This is a genomic window from uncultured Mucilaginibacter sp., assembly GCF_913773635.1.
In the GTDB taxonomy this organism is placed as follows: domain Bacteria; phylum Bacteroidota; class Bacteroidia; order Sphingobacteriales; family Sphingobacteriaceae; genus Mucilaginibacter.
In genome coordinates, this window is the sequence record NZ_CAJYGQ010000002.1 from 1 (window position 1) to 13705 (window position 13705).

Sequence of the window (13705 nt, forward strand, 5' to 3'; positions counted from 1 at the left end):
CATGCCCGATCCGGCTTATGATGCTGCGTGGCGTTTAACGGATACCCTTAAACGCTTAGGAATTGCAGTTGGTAAAGAACCAGAATCAACAACTACACTAAACACCAGGACAGAGGTTGTACCACCAATTGCAAAAGAGTTGGTTACCATTACATCTCCCGATTTTAACCGGATAATTTATTGGCTTAACCGAGAAAGTATTAACCTTTATGCCGAACAATTGCTTAAAACCATAGCCTTGAAAGCAGGTAAGCAGGTTTCAACAAAAAATGGCGTGGAAGAATTACGGAATTATTGGAAAGCTAAAGGTATTGATGGTAACTCGTTAAACCTGTATGATGGCAGCGGCCTTTCTCCGGGCGACCGTATTACTACACGCTCAATTGCACGCATATTACAAACTGCCGTAGATAAGCCCTGGTATAGTCCGTTTTATGAAAGCTTACCGGTTTACAATAATATGCATATGAAAAGCGGAACCATTGCTGATGTGGTTGCTTATGCCGGCTACCAAACTCACGGCGGTCAAAAACTGTGCTTTTCTGTAATTATTAACAACTATAACGGTTCAACCACTGTAATGAGACAAAAATTGTTTAAGGTGCTGGATGAGCTGAAGTAATTTGTGGAAAGAGTCAAGAGTATAAATTTTAGATAAAGAATCGTAAACAATGTCATTTCGACTATTGTGAAATCTTAGTTGAGCGACTTAGCCTTGCATAATTAATCGGATTTGTCGTCATCACTTGAAATGACCAGCGTAGAGGAAATCTATTCAGATTCTGTACTCTGTACTCTTGATTCCGTAGGCTCCCCCAAAATCATTCTTGCCACAAACATTGTATCGGCTCTGTGCGTGTACCCTTTTAGCACTTTCATTTCTTCAAGCTGAAGGCCTAATTCTTTCATCATAAAGTCAACTGCATCTTCGTTTTCAGCTTTGAAGGCCGAGCAGGTGATATAAATGAGCGGCTTTCCGGGCTTGAGGTATTTAACCACATTGCGTACGATGCTTTGTTGTAAACGCTGAAAAAACTCAATACGGTGTTCACCGAATTGGGTAATAAGTTCGGGCGTACGCCCCCAGGTACCTGAGCCGGTGCAGGGCGCATCAAGGATTATGCCGTCGAAGGCATAATTATGCATAATGAAGTCGGGGTTTTGGGTAAGATCGAGAATCTTTTTTTGATATTTCATTAAGCCAGCCTGCCGGAAACGTTCATCAAGATTAGCTAAAATAGATTCGCGGATGTCTGAAACCACCAGCTTAATATCAGGTTCTTGTTCATGCAAAAGCAAAGATTTTCCTCCTGATGCTGCACAAGCGTCCCACCAGTTTTCCCAGCGCTGCGGCTTAAAGTAATGAGCTGTTTGCTGTGATGAATAATCCTGCACTTCAAACCAATGCTGGTTAGGAAACAGGGTTTCAAGCCTGGTACCGTTTGGTAACGAAAGGCAGTTACTACCTTCATCCTTAAACGTAACTTCGGCTTTTGTAAGCGTGGCTTTTACCTGTTGCTCAAAACCTTTGCGTACCCTTATAAACAAATCGGGCTGAACGAAAAATGATCGCAAAAATTCAGGCGTGTCTATTCCTGCCGAAAGGCGGGTGTATAGCGGATAAACATCATGCAGGTTAAAATTGGGGTATGCGGCTTTAACCATTTCCAGCTTTTCATTAAGCGTAAAAGCTATGCAGGCGGCCCATTCGGGCTTAAAGTGCTGCAAAAAAGAATTGGTTTGCGTGTTGCATAAAAACTCAGCAACCATCAATTTATCTTCGGGCGGCAAACCTGGCAAAGCATTACCCAGCCTGAAGTAGTTATAAATTAGCCTGCTTGCTACCCTCCTATCGGTAGAACCCATTTGCTTATTTTGCCTGAAGAAGCCAGGCAAATATTTGCTCAGTTGTACATTGCCCGGAAACTCGGCCAGTATACGCTGAAATGTTTTAAGCTGATTTAAAGCCTTCATTCTACCTGCTTTAACTCAAAGTTAGCATATTTATATATACCAACATGGGTGTTTATCCAGCCCAAACCAGGCCGTTTAATAAAGTTAAACTCATTATGCAATGCCTTGTAACGGTGTTTGTCGAGGTGGTCAAGTTCATTACCCTCCTGCGCCATTACGGTGCCAAAGTACATGGCCTGGTCAAACCCTTTATATGCATAGCTTGATGGCTCACTATTGTATGCTTTGCGGTAAGCTCTGATAAAATGTACCGTTGCAGCTGCACGGTAGTTTAAACGCTCGGCCGATGTTATATGCGCTTTTATGCGTTGCAGTATGTCGGCCTTTAAAAACGAAAGTTTTTCCCAACTTGGATGCCCTATAACGGTAACAGGGTACTTACGCGAGAGCGTATCTAACGACCGTAAGGTAACCGACAAAAACTGCTGATTAACCGAGGGAACAATAAACACGTTTTCAACCTTGTTATTCAGGTGTGGCTTTAACGGCGTAAGGTTACCTTTTGATATGGTTGTATATACAACCTGTATTTTGCGTTTGCTTAACGTATCAATAGCCATTTTAAATGGCGAAGCAAACTTTTTATCATCACTATAACCTGATGACAAAATGAATATTTTAACGGGCTTAATACGGCTTTTAACAAAACGTGCAGCAGCAACTGCATGATATTCAAGCGGCGGGTTAACAGTAATTAAATTACCATCGGCAAACTCTTCGGGAGCTGCTGGTGCCAGGGGCGATAATAAAGGCCTTTTTAACTTTTGAGGCTTGCCAATAAAGGTTTTTATTCCTTGTGGAAATACGGGACCTACGATTAAATTACTGCTGTTAACCGCTGGGTTAAGCGAAAGGCCATGCGTGGCACCGGCGTCATCTTTGGTATCAAAAACCTGCAGCTTGTAATTGTAACCCTGCGCTGTAAGGGAGTCGAGCGCCAAGCGGAAACCCTGGTAATAATCAACCGCAATGTTAGCGCTCTTGAGCTGAGCAGCACTATACCCTTTTACCGAGTTCAGGTTATCCAAACTAAAAGGCAGAAGCAACGCAAAGCTTGAAACTTTGGCGGCTTGCGGTTTTACCGCAGTTTTATCAGTGCTGGCAGGCGTTTTCTTGTCTTTAGCCGGCACCGTTGATGTTGACGGTTGAGACGGGCGTGTTCTACCAACAGGCTGCACCTTAGGCGAGCAGGCGCTTATAAGTATAAGCGCCAGCAGCCAAAGTTTAAATTTATTCCCACTCAATGGTAGCGGGTGGTTTTGAGCTGATGTCATATACAACCCGGTTAATTCCTTTTACGTTATTGATAATCTCGTTTGAGATTTTGGCAAGCAGCTCATAAGGCAGGTGACACCAATCGGCAGTCATACCATCTAATGATTCAACAGCACGCAAGCAAACTACATTTTCGTAAGTGCGCTCATCGCCCATTACCCCTACCGATTGTACCGGTAAGTAAATGGCGCCTGCCTGCCAAACTTTATCGTAAACACCGGCTGAGCGCAAATTGTTGATGTAAATTGCATCGGCCTGTTGTAAAATGGCCACTTTCTCGGGCGTAACCTCGCCTAATATCCTGATAGCCAAACCCGGACCTGGGAACGGATGGCGACCTAAAATATTGGGATCAATACCTAAAGATTTACCCACACGGCGCACCTCGTCTTTAAACAAGGTATTCAGCGGTTCAACTACCTTAAGTTTCATAAAATCGGGTAAACCGCCCACGTTATGGTGCGATTTAATGGTAGCCGAAGGCCCTTTAACAGATACCGATTCAATAACATCAGGATAAATAGTACCCTGCCCTAACCATTTAACATCTTGAACTTTGTGTGCCTCATCATCAAACACCTCTATAAACACACGGCCAATGGCTTTACGTTTCTTTTCAGGATCTGATAGGCCTTCCAGTGCATCATAAAAGCGTTGCTTGGCATCAACACCGGTTACGTTTAAGCCCATATGCTTGTACGAATCCAATACCGATTCAAACTCGTCTTTGCGTAATAAGCCGTTATCAACAAAAATACAGTACAGGTTTTTGCCTATGGCCTGGTGCAGCAATACTGCCGCAACTGATGAATCAACCCCGCCCGAAAGACCTAAAACTACTTTATCATCGCCTAATTTCTCTTTGAGTGCAGCAACAGTACTCTCGATGAATGATTCTGAAGTCCACTCCTGGTGGCAGCCGCAAATGTCAACCAAAAAGTTTTTAAGCAATTGCTTCCCGTCTAAGCTGTGGGTAACTTCAGGGTGAAATTGTATAGCGTACGTATCAGTATCTTTTATATGGTATGCCGCAACTTTTACACTATCGGTACTGGCAATAATTTCAAAGCTATCGGCAACGGCGTTAATGGTATCACCGTGCGACATCCAAACCTGCGAATTTGCGGGAATGTCTTTAAATAATTTGCTATCCTGATTAATGTATTGCAGGTTAGCCCTGCCGTACTCGCGTGTATTTGATGCCGAAACCTCGCCGCCGTTATGCTGAGCCAGGTACTGTGCACCGTAGCAAACGCCCAAAATTGGCATTTTGCCGTGGTATGGTGCAAAATCAAACTGTGGTGCATCTTCCTGGCGTACCGAGTACGGACTGCCCGAAAGGATTATACCTTTAACAGTGCTGTCAACTTCAGGAAAATTGTTGAATGGATGTATCTCGCAATAAATATTGAGCTCCCGTACGCGGCGTGCTATAAGCTGGGTAAACTGTGAGCCGAAATCGAGAATTAGAATTTTTTCAGGCATGGGCAAAGATAGTTTTTTAGGTTTAGATTTGGGGCATTGGATATGACAATTGAAATTGAAGCGTTTAAACTAATAATAAGTCTTAACCTTAATCACACTAAAACTGCTATGATTTTTTTTAATAAAAACCTTTTACTGATACTGGCGTTTTGCTGCCCGGCACACATGCTATTTGCGCAAACCGCCGAAGATGCTTATAATAGATACACAGAGTACAACCTGGCCATTTTTGAAGGCAAGTCTGACAAAGCCTTTGAACTTGGTGAAAAACTCCTTCCTGAAATGGATAAGCTTCCGGCAAAAACACGCACGGCATTCCAGTACACTTTAGGCAAACAGTATGAAGACCGTAAGCAATTTGATAAAGCACTGCCTTTATATGAAAAGGTTGTTGCTGCCGAGCCCGATTACTATGTAGTGCATCTCGCATTAGGGCATATTTATTTAGGCAAAGCCAAGCAATTACAGCTTACAAACAAAGCTGGCTTTACTGCATTGGTAAATAAAATTATTCCTCATCTAGAAAAAGTTCAAGCCTGCGACCCGTATGATGAAAACCTTGCGCTCATCAAACAACTTTACCGTTCTATAAACAAAGAGGCTGCAATTACCAGCATCAATGAACGGTTGAAACCTATGAGGAACAAGTGCATCGACCTTTTGCAAGACCATTAAACGCTATGAAAACCCTTAAATTTTTAGCCAAATTCATCACCAGGCTGGTATTTATATTACTATTATTTGTTGGTTACCTGCTTATTCAAAACCAGGGCAAGCTGCACAACGCGGGCTACATTAAACTGCAATGGCAGCTAATATTTCCACTGGTATTAATACTTAGTTTTATTGGGCTGTTTATAACCGCTGCTATCAAAAAGTTTAATCAGGGCGACTTGAACCTGTTGCTTATTGTAAACTCGGTGATGCTTATCATTTATGGCATGGCTATATTTTTCAGGATATATGCTATGATAGGCCATGTATAAGCAAACAGGTTAGGTACATTTTTAAGGGCTTACTGTTGGCGCATAACTTAAATGTCATAAATATTAACAAACCAATATTTATTCAACAAAGGCCATTGCTTGCTGTTACTTCAAAACTAAAAACATACTGTTATGGCTTTTGAAAAAATACAGGAACTGTTGGGCGACAAGGCCGATTACCTGCTGAACCATCAAAGTAAAACATTTGATAAAGGTTTGCTGCATACCCCTTCGCCCGATTTTGTAGATAAAATATTTGTGCAAACCAACCGTAATCCGCAGGTGCTGCGTAACCTGTCGGCGTTGTACAACCACGGGCGTTTAGCCGGAACAGGTTATATTTCCATACTGCCAATTGATCAGGATATTGAGCATACCGCCGGAGCCTCGTTTGCTAAAAACCCCATGTATTTTGATCCGGAAAATATTGTGCGTTTAGCAATTGAAGGCGGATGCAGCGCTGTAGCCACCACCTTTGGCAACCTGGGTATGGTTGCCCGTAAGTATGCACACAAAATTCCTTTCCTGGTTAAAATCAATCACAACGAATTGCTTACTTACCCTACCAAATACAATCAAATTATGTTTGGTTCGGTTGATGATGCCTGGAATTTAGGTGCAGCAGCTGTTGGAGCTACTATTTACTTCGGCTCCGAAGAATCGGATCGGCAAATTATTGAGGTATCAAGAGCGTTTGAACGCGCCCATGAACTGGGTATGGCAACCGTACTTTGGTGTTACACCCGCAACAACGACTTTAAAAAGGACGGCATTAATTATGAAACCGCTGCCGATATTACCGGCCAGGCCAACCACATAGGTGTAACTATACAGGCCGATATCATTAAGCAAAAAATGCCTGATGTAAACGGAGGTTTCACTACTATCAACTTTTCAAAATCTGACCCATTGATGTACAGCCAAATGGCAAGTGATCATCCTATTGACCTTTGCCGTTACCAGGTTGCCAACTGCTACATGGGCCGCGCCGGATTGATCAACTCTGGCGGCGAATCAAAAGGCGAAGGTGATTTAGCCAACTCGGTAATGAATGCCGTGATAAATAAACGTGCCGGGGGCAGCGGATTAATTTTAGGACGCCGTGCTTTTCAGCGCCCGTTTGAAGATGGTGTTAAATTTTTAAACACTATTCAGGATGTGTACCTTGCTAAGGAAATAGACCTGGCATAATATCATGAAACATATCATCACCCTAACCCTTAGTCCGGTGGTTGACAAAAGCACCACAGTTGACCGCATTGTGGCCGATCAGAAGCTGCCTTGCGATGAACCGCGTTTTGAACCCGGCGGTGGCGGCATCAATGTATCGCGCGGACTGAAACGGTTAAACGTAAACTCAGTAGCCATTTTCCCGTCAGGAGGGCTAACCGGCCAGCATTTACAGGATTTATTAAAGGCCGAGCACATTAACCAGGTACCTGTCCTTACTGAAAAGCTTACCCGTGAAAACTTCATTGTAGTTAACAGAGAAGTACATGAAGAATACAGGTTTGGTATGCCTGCTGTTGAATTGTTACCGAAAGAAGAATTAGAAATATTAAGGGTAATTAAAAATCTCTCCCCAAAACCAAAATTTATGGTGGTGAGCGGCAGCATGCCTCCCGGTTCAAGTGATGATTTTTTGGCTAAAGTGGCCCGCATTGCTCATCAAGACGGAGCTAAGCTAATAGTAGATACATCGGGAGAGGCTTTAAAAAATGCCGTTGAAGAGGGTGTTTACTTACTTAAACCCAACCAGGCAGAGCTTAGTAAGCTTACAGGTATTGAAGTAAAAGACAAAACCACCGCTAAAGAAGCTGCGCGTAAAATTATTGACAAAGGTAAATGTGAGGTGGTTGTGGTATCATTGGGTGCACAAGGTGCTTATGTAGCCAGCCGCGGGTACAATGAGCATATTGCAGCACCTGATGTTGAAAAACGCAGCACCGTAGGCGCGGGCGACAGTATGGTTGCAGGCATGGTATACGCCGCCGAGAAAGGCCTTGACCTGGGCCAAATGGTGCGTATGGGAATTGCCTGTGGTAGTGCAGCCACCATGAACGCAGGTCCTGAGCTATTTAAAAAAGCTGATGCGGAACGGCTTTTTGCAGAACTAATGAAGAATTGATTACCAAAAAAAGATAGGCCCAACACGTTGGGCCTATCTTTTTTTGGTACTTATACAAAGGCTTTTTGTTCTTACGCCTTTACGCTTGATTAATGGCTTCCGGCTTTGTTTTTTTTTCTATTTTTGCCTGCTTCTAATAACGCTTTTAACAGAGGCTTTCAAGCTCAAGCATGGATATTTCAGTTGTTGTACCTTTATATAACGAAGTAGAATCGTTACCCGAACTTACCGCATGGATAGCACGGGTAATGAACGAAAACCGTTTTACCTACGAAATACTTTTGGTTGATGATGGCAGCCGCGACGGTTCGTGGGAGGAAATATGCAGGCTGAACTTGGATAATCCTTTTATTAAAGGTGTTAAATTCAGGCGTAATTATGGCAAATCGGCTGCGCTGAATGTAGGCTTTGAAGCCGCACAAGGCGATGTGATTATTACTATGGATGCCGATTTGCAGGACAGTCCTGATGAAATACCTGCACTATACAAACGCATTGCCGAAGAGAAATACGATCTTATTTCGGGTTGGAAGGCTAAACGGTATGACCCTTTAAGCAAAACCATTCCAACCAAGCTTTTCAATGCCGCTACACGTAAAATGTCGGGCATTGATAATTTGCATGATTTTAATTGCGGCTTGAAAGCCTATCGTAAGGCGGTAGTAAAAAATATAGAGGTATATGGCGAAATGCACCGCTACATTCCTGTTTTAGCTAAATGGGCAGGTTTCACCAAAATTGGCGAACAGGTTGTTGAACACCGTGCCCGCAAATACGGCAAAACCAAGTTTGGCATGAGCCGCTTCATCAACGGTTTTCTTGATTTACTATCTATATTCTTTGTAGGGAAATTTGGCAAACGCCCCATGCACTTCTTTGGCTCCATGGGCGTACTTAGCTTTTTTATAGGTATGATATTGGCCGTTTGGATATTGGCAGAAAAGCTCATTCACATATCAAATAATGAAAGATATCGCGATGCAACCGATCAGCCATTGTTTTATTTGGCGTTAGTTGCCATAGTGGTAGGTTTTCAACTTTTCTTAACAGGCTTTGTAGCTGAATTGGTATCGCGTAATTCACCAGACAGGAATAATTATCAGATTGAAGACAGGGTATAATTAAATCCAGCTTATCATGTGGATCAATAGTGAGATAGTTTTTAATTGAGCAAGGCCTTCTGCCCAAACTAAATTTTCTGTTCCACAGAACGATAGTATAAGCTGAAATAACCATCTTCACAAAATCCGAAATCGAACATCCGAACTCCGAAATTCAAAGAATGTTTTTTTCCATCATCATACCTTTATACAACCGTCCGCAGGAGATAAAAGAACTGCTGGAAAGCCTCACCAAGCAAACGTATTTGCAGTTTGAAGTTTTGGTTATTGAGGATGGCAGTAAAAATGATGCGAAAGACATAGTTGCCGCTTTTGCCAACCGCTTAGATCTTCATTATTTTTACAAACCTAATGACGGACAGGGTTTTAGTCGTAACTATGGTTTTGAACGTGCCAAAGGCAATTACTTCATCATCTTCGATTCGGATTGCTTAATACCGCCCGATTATCTCGAAGTGGTTTATCACCGCCTCAGCAATGACTACCTTGACGCCTACGGCGGCCCTGATGATGCACATTCATCTTTCACGGCTATGCAAAAAGCAATCAGCTACAGCATGACCTCACCCTTCACCACAGGGGGCATTCGTGGAAATAAAAAAGGCATCGGGCAGTTTCACCCACGCAGTTTTAACATGGGCGTATCTCGTGAGGTTTGGGAAACTGTAGGTGGCTTTATCATAACGCGCCTGGGCGAAGATATTGAGTACAGCATCCGTATACATACCTCGGGCTTTAAAATTGGGTTAATACCTGAAGCTAAAGTTTACCATAAACGCCGCACCAGCTATTTACAGTTTTACAAGCAATTGCACTTTTTTGGCAGGGCGCGTATCAACATCTCTAAATTCTTTCCGCAAGAGCTTAAACTTGTGCATTTTTTTCCCGCGGTTTTCACCCTTGGCTTATTATTTACGCTTGTTTTCAACGTTTTAGGTTGGCGTATTGCCTGGCTAGCTAACTCGGTATTAATAATATTTATTTTGTTGATATTTTTTCACTCGCTGATTAAAAACAAATCATTAAAAGTTGCATTTTTGAGCATAGGCGCCGCATTCATTCAACTCATAGCTTACGGACTGGGCTTTATGCAGGATTTTTGGAAGCGTATTATTTTAAAACAACCGTAAAACATCTATGTACCACCCTTTTACCATCTCCGATACTATTAAGGCAGCGTGGGATGTTATAAAAAAGAATTACGTTTCGCTCATTGTTTACTCTGTTATTTCGCTTATATGTTATGAAGTCATTAGCTTTTTAACAGGGTTTATAGTTGTTTATGATAACCAGTACAGCCAGGTAGCCTTTGTTTTTTTCATGATGCTGGTGCAATCATACCTGGTACTCAGCTTTTACAAACTCATACTTACTTTAATGGATAAGGAGTACTACGAGTTTGAATTCAGTGACATACTTCCATCGTTCCGTATGGCTTTATCATTTGTTACCATAGGTGTATTGTATACGGTGTTAATTGCCACCATTATTTTTATTAACCTGCAACTGGGCGATTCAACCTTTGTGCATGATGTACTTGATAAGATTGAAATTTTAGGTGTAGCCTATTTACTTGTAAGATCTATTTACTGCCTGTGCTTTATTGTTGATGAGGATTCGGGCCCGTTTGAATCATTAAGGCAAAGCTTTTCTATAACAAGGGGTCATTTTTTCAGGCTGCTTGGCTTAATACTTTTGGTAGTAGGGTTTGTTGCTTTGTTGCTTATTATCATCAACCTTTTTATAACCAGCTTGTTTGATGTTGATAACGACAGTTACATTTTCAAAATAGCGGCTATTTGCTGGTTTGCCATATCTTTCCCAACCGTACAGGTAATGATCATGACATCGTACCGTAAACTGGTATACAGCCACAAAGACATTGATGATGATGTGTCGGAAACTTTATAAGTAACATGGGGCTAAAATCAGTATTAAGTAAGTGGTTTGCAGCCTGGGTAAACCGGGATATAAATTACATGAGGCAAAACGGTATTGCCTTACAACAGAAAACCATGCAGCAGCTGATTGCACAAGCCAAAAATACCGCCTTTGGTAGCGATCATCAATTCCAAAACATAACTACCTACGAAGATTTTAAGCGTAACATACCCGTACGTGATTATGAAGACCTTCGCCCCTACATTGACCGTGTTGTTAATGGCGAAGCTAATGTAACGTGGCCGGGCAAACCTGCTTACCTGGCAAAAACGTCGGGTACTACGTCGGGCGTCAAATATATTCCAATCTCTAAAGAGAGCATGCCTGAACACATCAAGGCTGCTCGTAATGCCTTGCTCAGCTATATACATGAAACCGGCAAAGCCGATTTTGTAGATGGTAAGATGATATTTTTGCAAGGCAGCCCCATCATGAGTAAAAAACATGGTATTGATGTTGGCCGCTTGTCGGGCATTGTGGCTCATCACGTACCCGGCTACCTTCAAAAAAACCGTTTACCCAGTTATGAGGTCAATTGCATTGAAGACTGGGAGCAAAAGGTTGATGCCATAGTTGACGAGACCAATAACAAAGATATGCACCTTATATCGGGCATACCGCCTTGGTGCCAAATGTATTTTGACAGGCTATCGGCAAAATCCGGAGGCAAAAAAATAAAGGACATATTCCCTAACTTTAAGCTTTTTGTTTATGGTGGTGTTAATTACGAACCCTATCGTGCGCGTATTGAGGAAAGCATAGGTTTTGCAATTGATACCATAGAAACTTACCCGGCCTCAGAAGGATTCATTGCCTTTCAAGACTCTCAAAAAGACAAAGGGTTACTACTGCTTGTTAACTCAGGTATATTCTATGAGTTCATCCCATCCGAAGAGTATTTTAACGCTAACCCTACACGTTTAAGCTTAGCCAATGTTGAGCTTAATAAGAATTACGCGCTTATAATGAATACCAGCGCAGGTTTGTGGGGTTACAGCATAGGCGATACAGTGAAATTCACCTCGCTCAACCCTTACAAAATTGTTGTTACCGGACGCATAAAACATTATATATCGGCCTTTGGCGAACACGTAATTGGCGAAGAGGTTGAACACGCATTAATGAGCGTAGCTAAAGAAGAAGGACTTGACGTAGTTGAATTTACAGTTGCGCCACAGGTTACACCTGCCGAAGGCTTACCTTACCACGAATGGTTTGTTGAGTTTGGCAAAGCCCCCGCTAACATTGAAAACTTTGCTGAAAAAGTAGACGCTGCGCTGCAAAAGAAAAATATTTACTACTTCGACCTCATTGAAGGTAACATTTTGCGCCCTTTGGTAGTCAGAAGCCTGAAGCCCGACAGCTTTATTAACTTCATGCGCTCGCAAGGCAAGCTTGGTGGTCAAAACAAGGTACCGAGGCTCTCAAACGATCGTAAGATTGCTGATGCACTTGCAGCGTATGTTATTTAGCCGTATTTTTAAAGTTTTAACAAACTGTAACTTATAAATGCCGAATGCGTTTGGCAACTTGCGACCGGCATAATTACACGTTGCAGGTTTGCTTAAAATAAGAGTTTAATAAATGTACATCTCTTCTCATAAAGGTATAAAAAATATTGCCATACTGGGTTCTACCGGTAGTATTGGCACGCAAACACTGGAGGTTATAGCCGAAAATCCCGACCGTTTCAAAGCTCATGTAATTACAGCTAACCGCAATGCCGATTTACTGATCGAGCAATCGCTTAAATTTGAGCCGGCCTACGCCGTTATTTGCGACGAAAGTTTGTATGCTCAGGTAAAAGAAGCGCTGGCTCATACAAGCGTAAAAGTATTGGCAGGTTATGAAGAGGTTAAACACATAGTAACCTTACCCGAGATTGATATTGTACTTACTGCCATGGTAGGTTTTTCGGGTTTGGAGCCAACCATAAACGCAGTTAAGGCTGGAAAGCATATAGCTTTAGCTAATAAGGAAACACTTGTAGTTGCAGGCGAACTCATAACAGATTTAGCTAAACAGCATAACGTTAAACTGCTGCCTGTAGACTCTGAGCATTCCGCCATTTTTCAGTGCCTGGCAGGCGAGGATCAAAATCCAATTGAAAAAATCATTTTAACTGCTTCGGGTGGTCCGTTTAGGGGTAAAGACAGTGATTTTTTAGCTACCGTTACCCGTCATCAGGCATTAAAGCACCCTAACTGGGTAATGGGCGCAAAAATAACTATCGACTCAGCCTCGCTCATGAATAAAGGCCTGGAGGTAATCGAAGCTAAATGGCTTTTTGACCTAAGTCTTGAGCAAATCGAGGTAATTGTACATCCGCAATCAATTGTACATTCGCTGGTGCAGTTTGAGGATGGATCAATGAAGGCTCAAATGGGCCTACCTGATATGAAACTGCCCATACAATATGCCTTAGGCTATCCTGAACGTATAAAAAACGATTACAAGCGTTTTGACTTTACGGCCTACCCTACCCTTACTTTCGAAAAACCAGACATGGGTACATTCCGTAATTTAGCTTATGCGTTTGATGCTTTAAAAACCGGTGGCAATATGCCATGTATTGTAAACGCTGCAAACGAAATTGCTGTTGCCGGTTTTTTACATGATAAAGTTGGCTTTTTAGCCATGAGCGATGTGATTGAGCAATGCATGCATAAAATACCTTCCATCACACATCCCACTTTGGATGATTATTTGAATACTGATAAAGAAACACGCATCTTAGCGCAAAATTTAATTGAGCAAATGCCGTTAAAGGCATTGACTGTTTAGAACGTAAAAAC

The 13705-nt window shown here is 42.2% G+C and carries 13 protein-coding genes; 10 read left to right on the top strand and 3 right to left on the bottom strand.

The window, feature by feature from the left end; genetic code table 11:
* Positions 1-622: D-alanyl-D-alanine carboxypeptidase (locus QZ407_RS01200; protein ID WP_295767240.1), on the top strand; the 622-nt coding region annotated here is incomplete at its 5' end.
* A 149-nt stretch (positions 623-771) separates the two neighbouring features.
* Here the strand turns inward: QZ407_RS01200 and QZ407_RS01205 are convergent.
* Genes QZ407_RS01205 through guaA form a run of 3 tightly spaced genes read right to left on the bottom strand, consistent with a single transcriptional unit; the run spans position 772 to position 4734 of the window.
* Positions 772-1974 (bottom strand): RsmB/NOP family class I SAM-dependent RNA methyltransferase, encoded by a 1203-nt coding sequence (locus QZ407_RS01205; protein WP_295767241.1) that lies wholly within the window; start codon positions 1972-1974, stop codon positions 772-774.
* The gene (locus QZ407_RS01210) at positions 1971-3248 is read right to left on the bottom strand and encodes an ABC transporter substrate-binding protein (protein ID WP_295767242.1); all 1278 of its coding nucleotides are present in this window, start codon (positions 3246-3248) and stop codon (positions 1971-1973) included. The genes QZ407_RS01205 and QZ407_RS01210 overlap by 4 nt, the downstream gene beginning before the upstream one ends.
* Positions 3205-4734 (bottom strand): glutamine-hydrolyzing GMP synthase, encoded by a 1530-nt coding sequence (gene guaA / locus QZ407_RS01215; protein WP_295767243.1) that lies wholly within the window; start codon positions 4732-4734, stop codon positions 3205-3207. The genes QZ407_RS01210 and guaA overlap by 44 nt, the downstream gene beginning before the upstream one ends.
* Before the next feature lie 108 nt (positions 4735-4842).
* Between guaA and QZ407_RS01220 the strand changes: the two genes are divergently transcribed.
* The 9 genes from QZ407_RS01220 to QZ407_RS01260 all read left to right on the top strand — a co-directional run bounded on the left by QZ407_RS01220 (position 4843) and on the right by QZ407_RS01260 (position 13694).
* Positions 4843-5409, top strand: coding sequence for a hypothetical protein (locus tag QZ407_RS01220; RefSeq protein WP_295767244.1), 567 nt, complete (start codon positions 4843-4845; stop codon positions 5407-5409).
* Between the two features lie 5 nt (positions 5410-5414).
* Positions 5415-5720 (top strand): hypothetical protein, encoded by a 306-nt coding sequence (locus QZ407_RS01225; protein ID WP_295767245.1) that lies wholly within the window; start codon positions 5415-5417, stop codon positions 5718-5720.
* A 132-nt stretch (positions 5721-5852) separates the two neighbouring features.
* On the top strand, positions 5853-6911 hold the full coding sequence (locus QZ407_RS01230; protein WP_295767246.1) for a class I fructose-bisphosphate aldolase: 1059 nt from the start codon (positions 5853-5855) through the stop codon (positions 6909-6911).
* A 4-nt stretch (positions 6912-6915) separates the two neighbouring features.
* Entirely contained in the window at positions 6916-7848 is a 933-nt protein-coding gene (locus tag QZ407_RS01235) for a 1-phosphofructokinase family hexose kinase (RefSeq protein WP_295767247.1), read from the top strand.
* A 170-nt stretch (positions 7849-8018) separates the two neighbouring features.
* Complete coding sequence (locus tag QZ407_RS01240) at positions 8019-8969, top strand: glycosyltransferase family 2 protein (protein ID WP_295767248.1); 951 nt, start codon at positions 8019-8021, stop codon at positions 8967-8969.
* Between the two features lie 161 nt (positions 8970-9130).
* Positions 9131-10099: a glycosyltransferase gene (locus tag QZ407_RS01245; protein ID WP_295767249.1), complete on the top strand. Its 969-nt coding sequence runs from the start codon at positions 9131-9133 to the stop codon at positions 10097-10099.
* A gap of 7 nt (positions 10100-10106) precedes the next feature.
* Positions 10107-10880, top strand: coding sequence for a glycerophosphoryl diester phosphodiesterase membrane domain-containing protein (locus tag QZ407_RS01250; RefSeq protein ID WP_295767250.1), 774 nt, complete (start codon positions 10107-10109; stop codon positions 10878-10880).
* 5 nt (positions 10881-10885) lie between these two features.
* The gene (locus tag QZ407_RS01255; protein ID WP_295767251.1) at positions 10886-12382 is read left to right on the top strand and encodes a GH3 auxin-responsive promoter family protein; all 1497 of its coding nucleotides are present in this window, start codon (positions 10886-10888) and stop codon (positions 12380-12382) included.
* Positions 12383-12494: 112 nt separating this feature from the next.
* On the top strand, positions 12495-13694 hold the full coding sequence (locus QZ407_RS01260) for a 1-deoxy-D-xylulose-5-phosphate reductoisomerase (RefSeq protein WP_295767252.1): 1200 nt from the start codon (positions 12495-12497) through the stop codon (positions 13692-13694).
* Positions 13695-13705 lie beyond the last annotated feature (11 nt).